The sequence below is a fragment of the Phenylobacterium sp. genome (assembly GCF_030651755.1).
Classification (GTDB): domain Bacteria; phylum Pseudomonadota; class Alphaproteobacteria; order Caulobacterales; family Caulobacteraceae; genus Phenylobacterium.
Window position 1 is genome coordinate 1 of the sequence record NZ_JAUSBZ010000082.1, and the last position, 17,724, is coordinate 17,724.

Genomic DNA, 17,724 nt, shown 5'->3' on the forward strand with positions numbered 1-17,724 from the left:
CCTTCGCCGAGCTGGCCCAGGCCCTGATCGACCTGCACTATGACCCAGCCTATGACCGCGCCGCACGGAAATCCGACGCGCCCATCCTTGCCCGCCTGGCCCTTGAACCCCTTGATCCTCAGAGCCGTGCGTCAGCGGCGCGGACCGTCATCGACCTGATTCCCCGGGCATTCGGGTCTCTCTAGCCCCCTGGCGGGGAACCCGTCCGTCGGCGCAACGCTTAAAGCCACGGGCGTGCGCCGATTGGTGGCGGGCAAGTTAGGTGAAATGCGTGACTGTCATCTTCGGGAGGAGCGCCGCAAGCCTCAGCCTGGCCCTCCTGCTTCCGCTCATGGCGGGGTGTTCCGCCGAACCCAACGAGGCCAGCCTGCGCCCCCCTATAGAGTGGCGCGCCAGCGTTGAACGCTCAGCCCGGCACGCCGCGGACCGGGCGCGGGGCGCCTCGGAAGAGGCGCTGCGGCGATCCCCTGCGGTTACGGGACCCGCCCTCGTTCAGGCGATCCGCTTCTCCCGAGCCCGCGCCCTGGAGCAGGATCCGCAACCCATGCCTGAGCGGGTCCGCACGGCCCTGGCGCCCTACTTTACCGACGAGATTCTGGAGAGCGCGCGCTGGACCAAGGCCGGGGAGGACCTGGGCCTCGGGTCGCTGCTGGCGCGCTGGTACTATGACGAAGGCGCCGTCACCCTTAAGGACGTGATCGTCTTTTCGGACGGCAAGGTGGCCCAAAACCTGTGGCTCTGGGCCCATGAGCTGGCGCACATGGAACAGTATCGCCGCATGGGCGTGAACGGCTTCGCCGCGCGCTACGCCAGCGATTGGCGGGAACTGGAGGCCCAGGCCAACCGTCGGGCCTTCGCGATCACCGCCGATATCCGCGCCCGCCGCGCCGCCCGTCCCTCTCCAGTTTCGGCGGTGATGGAGACCATCGGCGAGATGCTGGATTTCAGTGAGCCAGAGACCGCTGTGAAGCCCGACGCCGACGAGCCCATAGACCTTGAGGGCAACGACGATTCTGGCCAGGGTGAGCCGGCCGCGGACGCGGAAACTGGCGCTTCGGGCGACTCAGGACCACGCGGCGGCAAGCAGGGCTTGCCAGGGCGCTCCGCATCGCGAAGCTAGGCGCAGAGTCGCGAAGGGGTTAGCCACATGGCCATGAAATCCGGTTTCTTGGGGATGATCGAAAAGGTGGGCAATCGCCTGCCCGATCCGGTGGTCATCTTCGTCTGGATGATCGCCGCCCTGTTCGTCGGCAGCATGATCGCCGCCGGGCTCGGCGCCTCGGCGGTCAATCCAGCCACTGGAGAAACCCTGACCGCCGTCAGCCTGGCCACATCGGAGAACCTGCGGCGCCTGTTTGTCGACATGCCCCGCACGCTCACCAGCTTCGCCCCCCTGGGGTTTGTGCTCACCGTCATGCTCGGCGCCGGGGTGGCCGAGCGGACCGGGCTGTTTTCCGCCGCCATGCGGGCCAGCGTCTCCAAGGCGCCCAAGGCCCTGCTGACGCCCATCATCATCTTCACCGCCATCATCTCCAATCACGCGGCCGACGCGGCCTATGTCGTGCTGGTGCCCCTGGCCGGGGTGGTGTTCGCCGCCGCCGGCCGTCATCCCGTGGCGGGAATCGCCGCCGCCTTTGCGGGGGTGTCGGGGGGATTCTCGGCCAACGTCTTCCCTGGCCACCTCGACGCCCTGCTGCTCGGCATCACCGAGCCGGCGGCCCGCCTGCTGGATCCCACCTGGACCGCCAATATCGCCGGCAACTGGTGGTTCATTCTCGCCATGACCATGGTCTTCACCCCCCTCGGATGGTGGGTCACAGACAAGGTCGTCGAGCCGCGGCTTGGCCCCTGGGTTCCGGTGTCGCCGCCGCCTCCGGAAACTGCCGAGACCGACGAAGAGATGCAGGCGACCTCAGCCCGCGAGCGTAAGGGGCTGATCTGGGCCGGGATTGGCGCGGTGGTCGTCATCGGCCTCTGGACGGCGATGAGCATCGGTCCGGCCGCCCCTTTCATCAATGCCGAGGGTGGACCGGGCGAACGGATGACGCCCTTCTACTCATCCCTGGTGGCGGGCTTCTTCCTGCTCTTCCTGGTCTGCGGCGTCGCCTATGGCGCCGCCGCCGGCACGGTGAAGAACCAGGGCGACGTGGTGCGCCTGACCGGGCAGTCCATGGCCGAGATGGGCCCCTATATCGTCCTGGCCTTCGTGGCCGCCCACTTCGTGGCCATGTTTAACTGGTCCAATCTGGGCGCCATTATCGCCATCCACGGCGCCGAGGGCCTGCGGGCCTCAGGCATGCCGACCCCGCTCCTGCTTACCGCCATGGTGCTGCTGGCCGCCAGCATCAACCTGTTTATCGGCTCGGCCTCGGCCAAGTGGGCGGCCCTGGCGCCGATCCTGGTGCCGATGTTGATGCTGCTGGGAGTCAGCCCGGAAATGAGCACGGCGGCCTATCGGATGGGGGATTCCACCACCAATATCGTGACCCCCCTGATGGTCTATTTCCCGCTCATCCTCGGCTTCGCCCAGCGTTATCAAAAGGACTTCGGGGTCGGCTCGCTGATGGCGGTGATGGTCCCCTATTCTCTCTTCTTCATGGCTGCGGGCCTGATCATGGTCCTGGGCTGGACGAGCCTGGACCTGCCCTTGGGTCCCGGCGCGACCGTCGGCTATGTGCTGCCGACCCTGGCCCAGCCCCTCCCCTGACGCAGATTTCCGGCTGGCGGTCCGATCCGAAGGGTCGCCGGCCGGGGCGGCCCTTCATTTCCCCGCAACGGGCGCCGATATAGGGTGGGACAACACCCTCCTCCCGATACGGTCCCTCGATGAAGCAGTTCCTCACCACCATGGCCGGCGTCTTCGCCGGGCTGACCCTGTTCCTGGTGGGCGTGCCGTTCCTGCTTGTCGTCATCGCGGCCGGGGCGACCCGCCCCGCCCCCGTGCCCGGCGCCGTCGTGCTGCAGCTGGACCTGCGCAACGCCCTCAGCGACCAGGACGTCCAGAACCCCTTTTCCGCCTTTGGCGGGCGTTCCAACTCGGTCATGTCGGTGGTGCAGACCCTCCGCCAGGCCGAGGGCGATCGCCGGGTGAAGGGCCTGTTGGTGCGGTTGCCGGAGGTAGGAATGGAGCCTGGCGCGGCCGACGAACTCCGTCAGGCCCTGCGCCGCTTCGAAGCCGCCGGAAAGCCGGTGATCGCCCATAGTCAGGGCCTCTATCAGTCCGGTGTGGTCAGCTCGACCTATATGGTCGGGGCGGCCGCCGGCGACCTGTGGATGCAGCCCGGAGCGGCGTTGCAGGTCACAGGCCTGGCGGTGGAGGATGTCTTCTTCAAGCGTTTCTTTGATGAGTACGGCGTCAAGCCGGACTTCGAGCAGCGCAAGGAATTCAAGAACGCCGTCAACGGCTACCTGCACAGCGACTATACCGCCGCCCACCGCACGGCCCAGCTGTCGTGGATGAACTCGGTCTATTCCAGCGCCCTGAACACTGCCGCCAGCGACCGCGAGATGGAGCCCGCGCTCCTGCGCGCCCGTCTGGAGGCCGGTCCCTATCCCGCCGCCCGCGCCCTTGAGCTTGGCCTGATCGACCGGCTGGGTCATCTGCATGAGGCGGAGCAGACCTTGCTCGACGCCGCCGGCGATGACGCCCGCCTGATGGAGTTGTCGGCCTATGCCCGTAGCGCCGGCCCGGCGGGGCGTTCGGGACCGGTGATCGCCTTGATCGAAGCCGAGGGGCCGATCACCACAGGACGGAGCGGTCTGTCCAATCCCCTGGCGCCCAGCGCCATGATTTTCTCCGACGATATCTCCGCGGCCCTCTACGATGCCGCCGAGGATGATGACATCAAGGCCGTGGTCCTGCGGCTGAACTCGCCCGGCGGGTCCGACACCGCCTCGGAACAGATCCTGGCTGCGGTCCGCGCCGCCAAGGCCGCCGGCAAGCCGGTGGTGGTGAGCATGGGGACCTATGGCGCATCCGGCGGCTATTGGGTCGCCTCGGAGGCCTCGGCCATCATCGCCCAACCCACGACCCTGACAGGTTCCATCGGTGTCTATGGGGGCAAGCTCGCCCTGGGCCCGGCCCTGGCCGAGTTCGGGGTCGACATGCGCGAGCTGGGGGTCGGCGGCGCCTTCGCCGGGGCCTATGGCATGGGCGATGGCTTCACACCGGTTCAGCAGGCGGCGTTCTCCGCCATGATGGACAATGTCTATGACGAGTTCATCGTCCGGGTGGCCCGGGGCCGCAACCTTAGCCCGCAGCGGGTGGACGAAATCGCCCGCGGCCGCGTCTGGACCGGCGCCCAGGCCCAGTCCCTGGGTCTGGTGGACGAACTCGGCGGGTTCTATCAGGCTGTCGACAAGGCCAAGACTCTGGCGGGGCTGGAGGGCGAGGTGCGCCTGCGGCGCATGACGCCCCAAGCCACGCCGCTGCAGGCATTGGAGCGGGCCCTGGGGATGGGTGCGGTCTCCGTGAAAACCCTGACGGCGGCGGCCTGGGTGCTGGGCGATCCGCGCGCCCAAGGCATCCTCGACACCTTGGCGACGGAGCGCCTGCGCGCCCAGGGCGCAGCCGCCGTGCTGGCCCCGACCCCGATCCGCTAGGGCCACGGCCGGGCCAGAAAGACCCTCGCGCCCGCAGGTCGTCTGGCCGTCTGGCCGTCTGGGCCGGCCGTTGATGAGGAGTCCGGCGCAAATGGCAGGCGGCTATCGGGCTGCGCCCCGAGGCAGGGGGCAGCTCAGTCTCAGATCGGACGCGCCGCTCGGCAGGCGGTGGACCGGATGCTCGCCAAGTCCAGGCATGCGTCGCCGGAGTCGGCTTGCGCGAAGCCTCGCCCCAATCCACGGCTGGACCGGAGCGCGTTCCGAGACGTGGCGGACAAACGCGCTCCAGACTTAGGATTTAGGCCCGCGAGCCCCGTAGCGGGAACCCCGCAATCCCAGAGCATGACGCAAAAGAAAAGGGCGGCGAACCGAAGTCCGCCGCCCCCTCTCCAGGTCTGACTGAGGTCTTTTAGAACCGCAGGTTCAGGCCGACCGCGAAGATGCGGCCGAGCGTGTCGTAGGCGCTGGGCAGGGTGTTACCGCCGTTGGCCGAGGTGGTCGCAGCTTCGTTGCCGAGCACCGGGGGATCCTTCTCCAGCACGTTCTGCACGGAGAAGGTCACCTTGGCGACGTCGTTGAAGGCGTAGCTCGCGGCCAGGTCGATGTAGTTGTAGGCCTCAATTTCGCGGAAGGCCGCGAAGGTGTTGGGCTGTTGAACCGGCTCGATCTCGACCTTGTTCAGGTGACGCCACAGGTAGGACACCTGCAGGTCGCCCATGGTCCAGGTGGTCCGCTGAACGAAGCGGAACTTGTGGGTCGGGTTACCGCAGCTGGTGCCGTAGTAGCCCAGGCAGTCGATCTCGGGGACCGTGGTGCTCGAGCGCGACTCGTTGGTCAGGTAGTAGTTGCCGGTCCAGGAGAAGGCCAGGCTGCCCCAACGCTCGTTCAGGCCGACGGTGTCGAGGTCGAGGCCGAAGTTGACCGCGGCTTCGATGCCTTCAGCGCGAATGTAGTTCAGGTTGGTGGTGTAGCGCTGGACGCCCGAGCCCGGCGAAGCGATGTCGCCGTTCACGCGGACGATGCGCTGGCAGAACTGGTCGATGCCCGAGACATAGCAGCCGTCCAGGGTTTCCTGGGCGGAGAAGGCGCCGATGTAGTCCTTCACCTCGATGTCGTAGTAGTCGAGCGAGATCACCGGGCTACGCAGGGCGGTCATGAAGCCCGGACGCCAGACGATACCCACCGTGGTCGTGTCAGCCAGTTCCGCCGAAGGCAGGTTCTGGAGATCGGTGCCTTCGAAGGTGTTGATCTGACCGGCAACGATGTCCTGCACGGTGCCGACCTGAGAGGCCGTCATGCCCGTGGCGATACAACGGGCGCGCAGTGCCGCCGAGATGGCGTTGGGGTTGCCGAGCGAGCAGTAGTCATAGTCGGCGTTCCGCAGGGCGGTGACCACCGGGGCGGCCAGTTCGCCGACGTTCGGAGCCCGGGCGGCGCGCTGGCGCATGGCGCGCAGGAGCAGGCCGTCGAAGGGCTCGTAGTTCACGCCCGCCTTCCAGGTGCTGTAGCTGCCGCTCGGATTGTAATCCGAAAAGCGATAGCCGAGCTCCAGACCCAGGGACTTGGCGAAGGGCTGGTCCATGGCGATCGGAACGATCATTTCGCCGAAGATTTCGTGCGCGTCGAAGCCGCCGGCGATCGGCAGCTGATTGCCGCCGGCGCCGCCGAGGCAGCTGACCGGAGCGAGCTTCCAGCACTCGTCGGGGGTGAAGCGACCGAACTCTTCACGGTACTCAACACCGATCGAAGCGGCCACTGGGGCGGAGGCCCAGGGGCTTTGCAGGGCGCCGAGCTGGCCGTTCACAGACGCGTTGAACACGGTCTGCTCGTAGGTCTCGGAGATGATCGCCGTGGCGCTGGAGTAGGCCGCCATGGCCGGGGTGATGGTGCCATAGGCGCCGAAGACGTTGATCGGCACGCAAGCGGAGCCGCCGGTGCGGCAGGCAGTGGTGGAGACCGCGTTCAGCGCGTTGCCGAAGTTGGTGGTGTTGGTGTAGCCGGCCGAGATGCTGGTCCGGTCAACCTGGCCTTGTTGCAGGTAGACGTTCCAGTTCCAGTTATCCAGGAAGGTGCCGCGCAGACCCAGGGTGAACTGGAAGAGGTTGTTGTCGTACTGGGTCGAGCGGGCGCCCAGTTCGCCGGTGCGGCGACGGATGACCAGGCTCAGATCGTCGGCGGAGTCGACGACGCCGTTGTTGTTCAGGTCGCGCCAGCTGGAGGCCGGCAGGGTGCCGGCGGTGCGGGCGGTGTTGGCGGCGTTGATCAGGGTCGTCTGGGCCTGAGCGGTCAGGAAGGGGTTGCTCAGCGGCACGAAGAAGGAGTTGCCGAAGATGCCCGACGGGGCGACCTGCTGGGTCACGTTGGTCGACGAGTAGATGAAGCGGCCGTAGGCCTCAACATTGTCGGCCAGCTCATAATAGCCGATCGCGGTGGCGCCGTAACGCTCCTGCGGGGTCTGGTAGTAGTTGTAGGGGTTGAAGTTGAACACGCCGCAGTTGGGGCCGAGGGTGCCGTCTTCACGGAACTGCAGGGCGGAGGTGCCGACGCCGGTGATCTGGGTGCGGGTCGGAACCGTGGTGGTGGAGCCGCCGGCGGCCACCGAGTTCGGACCGCCGCAGTTGGCGGGGGCCGGGGTGGGGCCCTGACCGTCCAGGAAGTTCTGATAGTTGGCGCCGTTGGCGGTCACGATGCCGAGGTTGCCGAGCGGGCGGGCGCCGAGCAGGACGCCTTCACGCTTGGAGTAGTTCATGCTCATGGCGACGTTACCGCGGCCATCAGCGATGTTGGAGCCGAAGGTCAGCGAGGTGGAGAACACTTCGCCGTCGCCGTCGCCGGTGACCGAGTACTTGGTGTCCAGCTCGACGCCTTCAAAATCCTTCTTCAGGATGAAGTTGATGGCGCCCGAAATGGCGTCCGAACCGTACACGGCCGAGGCGCCGCCGGTGATGACGTCAATCCGCTCCAGGAAGGCGGTCGGGATGACCGACACGTCGACGCGGCCGTCAGTGTTGTAGGGGGTGACCCGCTGACCATCAATCAGGACCAGGTTCCGCTGGGCGCCGAGGCCCCGCAGGTTGATGGTCGAGACGCCGGCCGTGCCGTTGTTCACCGCGTCGCCGTCCGAGGGGACGGAGATGGGCAGGAAGCGGATGATCTTTTCCACTTCCGGCTGCTGCTGCAGACCGATTTCGGCCGCGCCAACGGTCAGGATCGGGCTGGCCGACTCAAGGCCGGGCACCTGGATGCGCGAACCGGTGACGACCAGTTCCTGGACTTCGGCGACCTGGGCGGCGGCCGGCGAAACGGCCATCGCGGCGAAAGCCGCGCCACAGATCATCGATGACGCCAACAGGCGCTCTCGCTTGGATTTGATGTTCAAGGTCAGATCCTCCAGCGGGTCGACCGCAAGTCCGAGACGGACAGACGCCGAGCCGCTCCCCACAAAAAAGTTTCCCGCGGGTTGGAACCAACCCCGGTTACGGGGGAGTTACGAGGGTTACGGAACGAGGGTCAACGGCCATTAACAAGCCGCAATGTTTTCGACCCGCACCTGTCACATTCCAGACACAGACTGGCCACGGCTAAGGCGCGCCGCGATCAATTTATGCCCTGATTGGAGCTCTGAGAGCCGGCGACGCATAGATATCGCGTCCGGTGGTGGTCGATTATGTTGTCAACCCAACCGGTGATCCTGGGGTTCACAAGCGCCTTTGTGTTCAGGAAATAGACAGGAACAATGGGCGCATCTTCCAGCATGATACGCTCGGCCTCGGCCAGATAGCCCGCCCGGGTTTCGGCGTCGGGCTCGTTGTCGGCCTTGCGCAGCAGCTCGTCATAGACCGGGTTGCTGTAGTCCCCGTAATTCTGCGATCCGGCGGAGGACTGGTTGAGATAGAGGAAGCTCATGGCGTCGTTGTAGTCGGCGACCCAGCCGGCGTCGGCGACCTGGAAGTCGCGCACCCGATAGGCGGCATAGGCGATCTGCACCTCGTTCTGGGCCAGGGCGAGGTCAATCCCCACCTCTTTCAGATCAGCCTGGATCGCCGGCATGAACAGGGTCGGATCCGACGAGTTCCGGTGCTTGATCTCCAGTTTCAGGGGATTGCGAGGGCCGTAACCCGCTTCGGATAGAAGCCGGCGGGCCTCAGCCTGGCGGCGTTCCAGCGGCCAGCTCGCCCACTCCGGCTCCGGCGGCGAGGTGTAGTTGGCGACCCCGGGCGGCACGAAGTTGTAGGCAGGCGTCTGGCCCCCGCGCAGCAGCTTGTTGGTGATGAACTCCCGATCGATGGCCATGCTGACGGCCCGGCGCACCCGGATGTCTTTCAGCGGCTCCACATTGGAATTGAAGGCCATATAGGCCACCCCCAGATAGGTGCTGGTGCGCACATAGTCGGGGATTTCCTGACGCAGGAAGGCGATCCGGTTGGACTGGACTTCATAGCTGATATCCAGCTCGCCCCGCCGCACCCGGCGTTCCGAACTCGCCGCATCCGTGGTCGGGTAGTAATAGACCTGATCGACGCAGACCTTGTCGGCCTCATAATAGAGCGGGTTCTTGGTCATCCGGACATAGTCGCCCAGCCGCCAGGTCTCGATCCGATAGGGGCCGTTGGTGACGATGTTCTGAGGCTGCACCCAGGCATCCCCCAGCCGTTCGACAACATGCTTGGGCACCGGCGACATGGTCTGGTGCTTGGCCACCTCGGTCAGATAGGGGGCCGGATGAACCAGGCGAATTTCCAGGGTCCGCGAATCGATCGCCCGGACGCCCAGGGTCTCAGGCCCGGTCTTTCCCTCGTTCAGCGGCTGGGCGCCTTCGATGAAATAGAGCAGCGAAGAGTATTCCGAGGCGGTCTGCGGCAGCAGGATACGCTGCAGGGAAAAGACGAAATCGTCAGCGGTCACGGGCACGCCGTCCGACCATACCGCGTCCCGAAGATAGAAGGTCCAGACGAGGCCATCTTCGCTGACCTCCCACCGCTCGGCCATGCCGGGGACGGCCTCGCCGCTGGCGTCATCCTGGGTCAGGCCCGTGAAGGCGTCAGCCAGGATGCGACTTTCCCAGGTCCCTGTGGCCTTGTGGGGGTCGAGGGTGGCGGGCTCCGACCCGTTGCCGATCAGCAGGCAGACCTGTCCTTCGGGACAGCTCGGCCGCACCGGCGCCTGAGGGGCGCAACCGACGACCGCGGCCAGGACGGTGGGAATCAGGACCGCCCGGAGGGCGCGGGGCGAAGAGAAGAGATTGCGCCGACCGCGGCGGACCTCTTCAATGAGGCTTGGAAAGATCATGAGGCAACCGATGACAGGTTTTTGGCCCGGGGCAAGACTCAGCCTGGCTCTGGCGGGGGCGTGCGCGCTCCTTCCGCCCGTGGCCCAGGCGCAGACACCCGGCGCGCCCGGGCGGGCGGCGATTCTCCAGTCGCTGCTCGACTGCAGAGGCCTGAGCGACGATGCGGCGCGGCTGGCCTGCTATGACCAGGCCACAGTCGCCATGGATCAGGCCGAAGCCAAGGGCGACATCGTCGTGGTCGATCGCGAGCAGGCCCGTAGCGTCCGCCGCCAGACCTTCGGCTTCTCGATGCCCTCGATGGCGCTGTTCGAACGCGGGGTGGCGCCAGAGGAGATGGACAACATCACCGGCGTCGCCAAGCGCGCCTACCAGGCCGACGGCAAGTGGGTTGTCGAACTGGAGGACGGGGCGGTCTGGCAGCAGACCGACACCGAGGTGGTCGGCCGCCGCCCCCGGGCCGGGACCAAGGTCGATATCCGCAAGGCCTCCCTGGGCAGCTACTTCATGAACCTGGACGGCCAACGCGCCGTGCGGGCCAAACGGATTCAGTAGAACGCAGCTGAGCGGCGCTATCGGTCCTTGGGATCGATGGCGTCGCGCAGGCCGTCGCCGATGAAGTTGAAGCTCATCAGGGTGACCACCATGGTCACCGACGGGAAGACCAGCAGCCACCAGGCCAGTTCCATGTCCTGCGCCCCATTGGCGATCAGGGTGCCCAGCGAGGCCATGGGCGGCTGCACCCCCAGACCCAGGAACGACAGGAAGCTCTCAGCCAGAATCACGGCGGGGATGGTCAGGGTCACATAGACGACGACCGGACCCAGGAGGTTGGGGATGATGTGCTTGGCGATGATGCCGGCGTCGCCCAGGCCCGCGGCCCGGGCGGCCTCGACGAATTCCTTGTGCTTCAGCGACAGGGTCTGGCCGCGCACGATCCGCGACATGGTCAACCACTCCACCGCCCCGATGGCCACGAAGATCAGGATGATGTTCGACCCGAAGGTGACCATCAGCAGGATGACGAAGAAGATGAAGGGCAGCGAATAGAGCACGTCGACGACGCGCATCATGACCTCGTCGATCCGCCCACCCAGATAGCCGGCGATCGCCCCCCAGGCGACGCCGATGATCAGCGACACGGTCGTGGCCACCAGGCCGATGGCCAGCGAGACGCGCAAGCCCGTCAGCAGCCGGGCCAGCAGGTCGCGGCCCAGGGAATCGGCCCCCAGCAGATGGCCATTGGTAAGCGGCGGCGCCCAGACATGGTCCTTGTTGATCTGGTCATAGTCATAGGGCGTGAAATAGGGGCCGATGATCGCCGCCAGAACCAGCAGACCCAGCACGATCATCCCGCCCACGGCCGCCTTGTTGCGCAGCAGGCGACGGCGGGCGTCATCCCACAGGCTGCGCCCCCGGGCGGCCTTCTCCATGGTCTCCGCGCCGATACGCGAGCCCGGCGTCAGGATGGTTCCGGTCATGACAGTCGCACCCGCGGATCGAGAACCGCGTGCAGCAGGTCGGCGATCAGATTGAGGATCAGGATCAGGGCGGCGTAGAAGATCACCATGCCCATGACCACGGTGTAGTCGCGCTGGAGCGCGCTGATGACGAAGAATTTTCCGAGGCCCGGCAGGTTGAAGATCTTCTCCACCACCAGGGAGCCGGTGATCAGGCCTGCGGCCGCCGGTCCCAGATAGCTGACCAGGGGCAGGATGGCCGCCCGCAGGGCGTGGCGCCGCACGATCCGGTTCTCCGGCAGGCCCTTGGCCCGGGCGGTCCGGATGTAGTTGGAGCGCAGCACCTCGACCATGCCCGCCCGGGTCAGGCGCGAGATGATCGCCACCTGCGGCAGGGTCAGCACGACAATGGGCAGAATCAGATTGGGCAAGGCCCCCCCGTTCCAGCCGGCGCTGGGCAGCCAGCCGAGCTTGGAGGCGATCACCAGCACCAGGACAGGGGCTGTGACGAAGGTGGGTATGCAGACCCCGAGGATGGCGATGGTCATCACCACATAGTCGGTCGTCTGGTTCTGCCGGAGGGCGGCCAGCACCCCCAGACTGACGCCGATGATGGTGGCCAGGATGATGGAGGACAGGCCGAGCGTCAGGCTGACGCGATAATTCTCCTGCAGAATCTGCAGGACGGTCTTGTCCTTGTATTTCAGCGACGGACCCAGGTCTCCCTGGACCACCCCGGCCAGGTAGGCGCCGTACTGCTCATGCAGGGGCCGGTCCATGCCGTACTTGGCCATGACATTGGCCTCGATCTCCGGCGACAGCTTGCGGTCCCCGTCGAACGGGCTGCCAGGGGCGGCGCGCATCATGAAGAAGGCGACCGTGATCACGAGGAACAGGGTCGGAATGGCGATGAGAAGGCGTCGGCCTATAAAACGCAGCATGAGGGGTGGCTTGGGTCTTCCGCTGAAGGCCTGCGGCGGAGGCCGGGCGTTGCGAAACTTTCATCGCGCCCCGATGATGTCAAACAATGCCGTAACCCTCGTCACTTTCAAGGCCGCCATGACCCCGTTCCGACGCGTCACCGAGCAGTTCTCCGTCAGCCCGCAAATCGCCGTCAGCGATGTGGCCGCCGCCGCCGCCGCGGGCTTTGTGCTGATCATCAACAATCGGCCAGACGGCGAAGATCCGGCCCAGCCCGATGGGGCGGAGATCGAGGCGGCGGCGCGGGCGGCGGGGCTCGACTATCTGGCCATTCCGGTGCGGGGCGGCCCGGATGCGGCTCAGGTGGCCGCCCAGGGCGAGGCGGTGGCGCAGGCCAAGGGGCCGGTGCTCGCCTATTGCCGGTCGGGCACCCGCTCTATCGTCACCTGGGCGCTGAGCCAGGCCGACGCCGGACGCCTTGACCGCTCAAGCCTCATCGCGCTCGGCGCCGAAGCCGGCTACGATCTTTCGGGGGTTTTGGGCTGAAGACCCTCAGGCGCGGTCGTTCAAAAAGCCTCAGCCAGGCTCACACGGGCGGCCATGGCCGAAGGCTCGGCCTCGCAACTCGCCAGGGCCAGGCTCAACTGGAGCGCCATGAGACAGAGCACGGCGAAGGCGGCCCGCTGGAGCCGTTTTGAGACAAAAATAGCCGCATCTGCGATCATAGTTCACATCCCTGCCCGTGCACCGCCCCTGATCCGCAACTTTGGCGCCGTCAGGACAGCCAGCCCCCGGAGCCCCCGCCGATGATTCCCTATGTCCGCGATATCCAGTTCGAGTACGGGATCTGCGATCAGGTCTCACCCCTGATCCGGCGGGTGGTGGCCCGCAATCCGGGCCCCTTCACCTTCATGGGAACCGGCACCTACATCGTCGGCCGCGGCGAGGTGGCCGTCATTGATCCGGGGCCGGACCTGCCCGAACACCTGGAGGCGATTCTCGCGGCCCTGGAGCCCGGGGAACACGTCACCCACATCCTGGTCACCCATCACCATAGCGACCACTCTCCCTTGGCCCGGCCGCTGAAGGCCAAGACTGGCGCCGCCATCTATGGCTGCGCCGTCGGGGCGGCGGCCGAGGAATCGACCATCCGCACCGAGGCCGGCGCGGACTTCGACTTCGCCCCGGATATCAGCCTGTGCGGCGGCGGCCAGGTGCTGGAGGGCCCCGGCTGGACGCTGGAGGCGGTGGCGACGCCTGGCCACACCTCAAACCACATCTGCTTTGCGCTCAAGGAAGAGAACGCCCTGTTCTCCGGCGACCACATCATGGGCTGGTCGACCACGGTGATCACCCCGCCCGATGGGGACATGACCGACTACATGGAGAGCCTGGAGCGGGTGAAGGCCCGCGACTTCGACATCCTGTGGCCGACACATGGGCCGCCCATTCGCGAGGTTAAGCCCTTCATCGAAGCCTACGCCGCCCACCGCCGCGCCCGGGAGGCCCAGGTGCTGGCCGCCGTCGGCGAGGGTTATGAGCGGATCGTCGACATGGTGCCTGTGCTCTATGCCGAGGTCGATTCCCGCCTGCATCCGGCTGCGGCCCGGTCTGTCCTGGGCCACATGATCGACCTGGTCCGCCGGGGCAAGGTGGCCACCGACGGACCGCCGTCGATCGACAGTCGTTATCGCCTGGCGGGCTAGGGTCTAGACCCCCAGCCCGCCGCTGGCGGCCAGCACCGCCAGGGTGACGACGCTGATCAGAATAGCGATGAAGGCTGGCGCCCAGTAGCGGCGGAAACCGCCGATGGCGGCGACAACGATGGCCATGACGCCGGTGAAGGCGCTGGCCATGGCCACCTGCGGGAACCAGGCCAGCAGCGCCCGAGCAACGTCTCCGCTGACCCAGCCATAGCTCCACCCGTAGGTCCCCGCCGACCACATGGCGGCCGGAGCCAGGGCGATCAGTAGCGCAATGATCATGAACAGGCCCGCCAGCGGCGAGGACTTGCGCCGCCCCTGGCGCGAAGCTGGCATGAATATGGGCGAGTCCGCAGAGGTCGGTTGCGCCCCTTGCGCAGAGGCGAGTTCAGGCTCTGGCGTATAGGCCGGCCAGGCCGCCGCCGAGGTCGCCGTCGCCTCTACGGCCTCATCGGGAAAAGGGCCGAGGGCCTCCGCCACGGCCTCCCCGGTCGAGGTGGTGGTGGGCGGCTCGCCCTGCCCGTCTGCGCCTTCGACCACGGTCAGACCCTCGCTCTCCGCCCTGGGCTCACCAGGCCCTGGCGCGGGCGTCCAGACCGAGGCGTGTCCCTCGGACGCATCTGCCTGCGGGGCCTCCGGTTCGGGGGCGTAGAGCTTGGGCGAGGACGCCAGCAACGGCGCGGCCGGGGCCGGCTCGGCCGTGGGCAGGCGATAGTCGGCCATCTGGTCGCGGATCAGTTTCTTGTCGATCTTGCCGGTGGCGCCCAGGGGGATGTCGTCCACGAAGACCACGTCGTCAGGCATCCACCACTTGGCGATCTTGCCCTCCAGGAAGTCGAGGAACTCCTGCTTGGAGGCGCTCTCGCCGTCCTTCAGCTTGACCAGCAGGAGGGGGCGCTCGTCCCACTTGGGGTGGGCGACGCCGATCACCGCAGCGAGAACCGCCTTGGGGTGGCCTGCGGCCAGATTCTCAATCTCGATGGAGCTGATCCACTCGCCGCCGGACTTGATGACGTCCTTGGCGCGGTCGGTGATCTGCATGTAGCCGTGGTCGTCGATGGTGGCCACGTCGCCGGTGTCGAAGAAGCCTTCGCCGTCGAGGATCTTGCCCCCGTCAGCCTTGAAGTACTCTCCCACCACGAAGGGGCCCTTGACCTTCAGCCGCCCGAAGGTGGTTCCGTCATGGGGCAGGCGCTTCTCATCGTCATCCACCAGCTTCATCTCGATGCCCAGCGGCGGACGGCCCTGCTTGAGCTTGAAGCGGAGCTGCTCCTCCTCGCTCATGGCGGCGATCTTGTGATTGGGGGTGGCCTGGGTGCCCAGCGGCGAGGTTTCGGTCATGCCCCAGGCATGGGTCACGTCGACGCCGTACTCGTCGCGGAAGCCGCGGACAATGGCCTCGGGCACCGCCGAACCGCCGATCACCACCCGCTTGAGGCTGGTCAGCTTGCCGCCGGTGTCGCGCAGATGCTGCAGCAGCATCTGCCAGACTGTCGGCACGGCGGCGGAGAAGTTGACCTGCTCGCTCTCCAGCAGCTCATGCACCGAAGCGCCGTCGAGCTTCGGCCCCGGCATGACCAGCTTGGCCCCCACGGCCGGCGCCGAGAAGGCGATGCCCCAGGCGTTGGCGTGGAACATGGGCACGACGGGCAGGATGGAGTCCGCCGCGCCGACGCCGAGCACATCGGCGCCCATGGTGGTCAGGGTGTGCAGGAAGTTGGAGCGGTGCGAATAGAGAACGCCCTTGGGATTGCCGGTGGTGCCGGATGTGTAGCAGAGGCCCGCGGCGGTGTTCTCGTCGAAGCCGCCCCATGCGCAGTCGGGGGAGGCTTCAGCCACCAGGGTTTCGAAGCACAGGGCGCCCTCGATGGGGCAGTCGGCCATGTGCGCCTCGTCGGTCATGACGATGATCTTTTCGACCGTCGGCAGTTTGTCCTTCAGGGCCGCCAGGATCGGCAGGAAGGTCAGGTCGGTGAAGATGACCCGGTCTTCGGCATGGTTGATGATGTAGGCCAGCTGCTCGGGGAACAGGCGCGGATTGAGGGTGTGACAGACCATGCCCACCCCCATGATGCCGTACCAGGCCTCCAGGTGCCGGGCGGTGTTCCAGGCCAGGGTGGCGATCCGGTCCCCGGGCTTCATGCCCAGGTTCAGGAGGGCGTTTGACAGGCGCTTTGCCCGGCCATGGACCTCGGCATAGGTGGTGCGGACGATGGGGCCTTCGACGCTGCGGCTGACGATCTCCCGGTCCCCATGCCATTCCTTCGCATGGTCCAGGATCTTGTCGACCGTCAGCGGCCAGTCCTGCATCAAGCCCAGCATCAATTCGCTCCCTAGGTTATCGGTGTTCTTGCGGGCTAAGCTAGTTTTGCGACGCCCGTTAGGCAACGAGAGTCGCTCCGTGCGGGCGCAAAGGGACGATCCTTGCGCGAATGGGGTGACAGGGCCCTGGCCCTGGGTTAAATAAGCCCCATCATGTCTCCGAACGCCGCCACCTATCTCTTTTGGTATTTTGGCTATCCGACGCCCCTGGCGACGGACGGAGTTCTGCTGACGTGACCCAGACGTAAGACGAACCCCACCGCCGCCGCCGATCCGGCGGCTTTTTTTATGGCCCGTCGGACCGCTCCGCCAAAGCGCCCCTCCGAGAAAGCCTCCATGACCGCCACCGAATCCATCACCACCGACGACCTGCGCATCAGCTCGATTAGGCCGCTGACGCCACCGGCCGAGATCATGGCCGCCCAGCCGCGCACCGCCCGGGCGACCGCCACGGTCACCGGCGCGCGCAAGGCCGCCCAGGACATCATCCATGGCCGGGACGACCGCCTGCTGGTGGTCATCGGCCCCTGTTCGATCCACGACCCGGACGCAGCCATGGAATACGCCCACCGGCTGGCGACGGAGCGGGCGCGGTTCGCCGGCGAGCTGGAAATCCAGATGCGGGTCTATTTCGAAAAGCCCCGCACCACGGTGGGTTGGAAGGGGCTGATCAATGATCCGGGCCTCGACGGCGGCTTCCAGATCGACCAGGGCCTGCGCATCGCCCGGGGCCTGCTGGCCGACATCAACGACATGGGCCTGCCGGCGGCCTGCGAGTTCCTGGACGTCACCACCCCGCAGTACATCGCCGACCTGGTGGCCTGGGGCGCCATCGGGGCGCGGACCACCGAGAGCCAGATCCACCGGGAGCTGGCCTCGGGCCTCTCCTGTCCCGTGGGTTTCAAGAACGGCACCGACGGAAATGTGCAGATCGCCGTGGACGCCGTGCGCGCCGCCAGCCAGCCGCACCACTTCCTGGCCGTGACCAAGGAGGGCCGCTCGGCCATCGCCGCCACCACCGGCAATGGCGATTGCCATGTGGTCCTGCGCGGCGGATCGGCCCCCAATCATGACGCCGAAAGCGTCGCGGCCGCCTGCGCCCTGATCGAGAAGGCGGGCCTCGCCTCGCGCCTGATGGTCGACGCCAGCCACGCCAACAGCAACAAGAAGCCGGAGAACCAGCCCGCGGTCATCGCCGAACTCGCCGCCCGCCTTGGGGCCGGCGACCAGAAGGTCATGGGGGTGATGGTGGAAAGCCACCTGGTGGCCGGCCGTCAGGACCTGATCCCTGGCCAGCCCCTGACCTATGGCCAGTCGATCACCGATGGCTGCATCGGCTGGGAGGATTCCGTGGCGGTGCTAGAGACCCTGGCTGGCGCGGTCGCGGCGCGTCGCAAGGCCCTTGCCCGTGAACCGGCGCAAGCCTGAT

Annotated in this window: 13 protein-coding genes and 1 pseudogene; 8 read left to right on the forward strand and 6 right to left on the reverse strand. The window is 66.8% G+C overall.

Annotated elements, in window-relative coordinates:
- From Q7V15_RS07840 to sppA, 4 genes and pseudogenes are all read left to right on the forward strand, one after another.
- A pseudogene (locus Q7V15_RS07840) lies at positions 1–185 on the forward strand (tRNA 2-selenouridine(34) synthase MnmH); the annotation flags it as partial.
- An 86-nt stretch (positions 186–271) separates the two neighbouring features.
- Positions 272–1,120 (forward strand): DUF4157 domain-containing protein, encoded by an 849-nt coding sequence (locus Q7V15_RS07845; protein WP_304754905.1) that lies wholly within the window; start codon positions 272–274, stop codon positions 1,118–1,120.
- 27 nt (positions 1,121–1,147) lie between these two features.
- Positions 1,148–2,707, forward strand: coding sequence for an AbgT family transporter (locus tag Q7V15_RS07850; protein WP_304754906.1), 1,560 nt, complete (start codon positions 1,148–1,150; stop codon positions 2,705–2,707).
- A 119-nt stretch (positions 2,708–2,826) separates the two neighbouring features.
- The gene (gene sppA, locus Q7V15_RS07855) at positions 2,827–4,602 is read left to right on the forward strand and encodes a signal peptide peptidase SppA (RefSeq protein ID WP_304754908.1); all 1,776 of its coding nucleotides are present in this window, start codon (positions 2,827–2,829) and stop codon (positions 4,600–4,602) included.
- 409 nt (positions 4,603–5,011) lie between these two features.
- Here sppA and Q7V15_RS07860 read toward each other — a convergent pair whose 3' ends face one another.
- Both Q7V15_RS07860 and Q7V15_RS07865 read right to left on the reverse strand, forming a co-directional pair.
- A complete protein-coding gene (locus Q7V15_RS07860) occupies positions 5,012–7,981 on the reverse strand; it encodes a TonB-dependent receptor domain-containing protein (RefSeq protein ID WP_304754910.1) in 2,970 nt (989 codons plus the stop codon).
- Positions 7,982–8,199: 218 nt separating this feature from the next.
- Positions 8,200–9,891 (reverse strand): ABC transporter substrate-binding protein, encoded by a 1,692-nt coding sequence (locus Q7V15_RS07865; RefSeq protein WP_304754911.1) that lies wholly within the window; start codon positions 9,889–9,891, stop codon positions 8,200–8,202.
- A 10-nt stretch (positions 9,892–9,901) separates the two neighbouring features.
- On the opposite strand from Q7V15_RS07865, the gene Q7V15_RS07870 reads away from it, so the two are divergent.
- Positions 9,902–10,444 carry a hypothetical protein gene (locus Q7V15_RS07870; protein ID WP_304754913.1) on the forward strand — a complete coding sequence of 181 codons (543 nt, stop codon included), beginning with the start codon at positions 9,902–9,904 and terminating at the stop codon, positions 10,442–10,444.
- A 17-nt stretch (positions 10,445–10,461) separates the two neighbouring features.
- Here the strand turns inward: Q7V15_RS07870 and Q7V15_RS07875 are convergent, their stop codons facing one another.
- Together Q7V15_RS07875 and oppB are read right to left on the reverse strand one after the other, a co-directional pair.
- Positions 10,462–11,370 carry an ABC transporter permease gene (locus tag Q7V15_RS07875; protein ID WP_304754915.1) on the reverse strand — a complete coding sequence of 303 codons (909 nt, stop codon included), beginning with the start codon at positions 11,368–11,370 and terminating at the stop codon, positions 10,462–10,464.
- A complete protein-coding gene (gene oppB / locus Q7V15_RS07880; protein ID WP_304754916.1) occupies positions 11,367–12,290 on the reverse strand; it encodes an oligopeptide ABC transporter permease OppB in 924 nt (307 codons plus the stop codon). The genes Q7V15_RS07875 and oppB overlap by 4 nt, the downstream gene beginning before the upstream one ends.
- A gap of 118 nt (positions 12,291–12,408) precedes the next feature.
- Here oppB and Q7V15_RS07885 point away from each other — a divergent pair, with 118 nt between their 5' ends.
- Positions 12,409–12,816, forward strand: a complete 408-nt coding sequence (locus tag Q7V15_RS07885) for a TIGR01244 family sulfur transferase (RefSeq protein WP_304754917.1) — start codon at positions 12,409–12,411, stop codon at positions 12,814–12,816.
- Positions 12,817–12,836: 20 nt separating this feature from the next.
- Here Q7V15_RS07885 and Q7V15_RS07890 read toward each other — a convergent pair whose 3' ends face one another.
- Entirely contained in the window at positions 12,837–12,995 is a 159-nt protein-coding gene (locus Q7V15_RS07890; protein ID WP_304754918.1) for a hypothetical protein, read from the reverse strand.
- Between the two features lie 81 nt (positions 12,996–13,076).
- Here Q7V15_RS07890 and Q7V15_RS07895 point away from each other — a divergent pair, with 81 nt between their 5' ends.
- A complete protein-coding gene (locus tag Q7V15_RS07895) occupies positions 13,077–13,976 on the forward strand; it encodes an MBL fold metallo-hydrolase (protein WP_304754919.1) in 900 nt (299 codons plus the stop codon).
- Positions 13,977–13,979: 3 nt separating this feature from the next.
- On the opposite strand, the gene Q7V15_RS07900 is transcribed toward Q7V15_RS07895, so the two are convergent.
- Positions 13,980–16,295: a long-chain-fatty-acid--CoA ligase gene (locus Q7V15_RS07900; RefSeq protein ID WP_304754920.1), complete on the reverse strand. Its 2,316-nt coding sequence runs from the start codon at positions 16,293–16,295 to the stop codon at positions 13,980–13,982.
- Between the two features lie 336 nt (positions 16,296–16,631).
- Here Q7V15_RS07900 and Q7V15_RS07905 point away from each other — a divergent pair, with 336 nt between their 5' ends.
- A complete protein-coding gene (locus tag Q7V15_RS07905; protein ID WP_304754921.1) occupies positions 16,632–17,723 on the forward strand; it encodes a 3-deoxy-7-phosphoheptulonate synthase in 1,092 nt (363 codons plus the stop codon).
- The last annotated feature ends 1 nt before the right edge of the window (position 17,724 follow it).

Bases quoted from the DNA above. Each gene is read 5' to 3' on its own strand.
- Q7V15_RS07850 (WP_304754906.1), top strand. From the start codon at position 1,148: ATGGCCATGAAATCCGGTTTCTTGGGGATGATCGAAAAGGTGGGCAAT.
- sppA (WP_304754908.1), top strand. From the start codon at position 2,827: ATGAAGCAGTTCCTCACCACCATGGCCGGCGTCTTCGCCGGGCTGACC.
- Q7V15_RS07865 (WP_304754911.1), bottom strand. From the start codon at position 9,891: ATGATCTTTCCAAGCCTCATTGAAGAGGTCCGCCGCGGTCGGCGCAAT.
- Q7V15_RS07870 (WP_304754913.1), top strand. From the start codon at position 9,902: ATGACAGGTTTTTGGCCCGGGGCAAGACTCAGCCTGGCTCTGGCGGGG.
- Q7V15_RS07875 (WP_304754915.1), bottom strand. From the start codon at position 11,370: ATGACCGGAACCATCCTGACGCCGGGCTCGCGTATCGGCGCGGAGACC.
- oppB (WP_304754916.1), bottom strand. From the start codon at position 12,290: ATGCTGCGTTTTATAGGCCGACGCCTTCTCATCGCCATTCCGACCCTG.
- Q7V15_RS07885 (WP_304754917.1), top strand. From the start codon at position 12,409: ATGACCCCGTTCCGACGCGTCACCGAGCAGTTCTCCGTCAGCCCGCAA.
- Q7V15_RS07890 (WP_304754918.1), bottom strand. From the start codon at position 12,995: ATGATCGCAGATGCGGCTATTTTTGTCTCAAAACGGCTCCAGCGGGCC.
- Q7V15_RS07895 (WP_304754919.1), top strand. From the start codon at position 13,077: ATGATTCCCTATGTCCGCGATATCCAGTTCGAGTACGGGATCTGCGAT.
- Q7V15_RS07900 (WP_304754920.1), bottom strand. From the start codon at position 16,295: ATGCTGGGCTTGATGCAGGACTGGCCGCTGACGGTCGACAAGATCCTG.
- Q7V15_RS07905 (WP_304754921.1), top strand. From the start codon at position 16,632: ATGACCGCCACCGAATCCATCACCACCGACGACCTGCGCATCAGCTCG.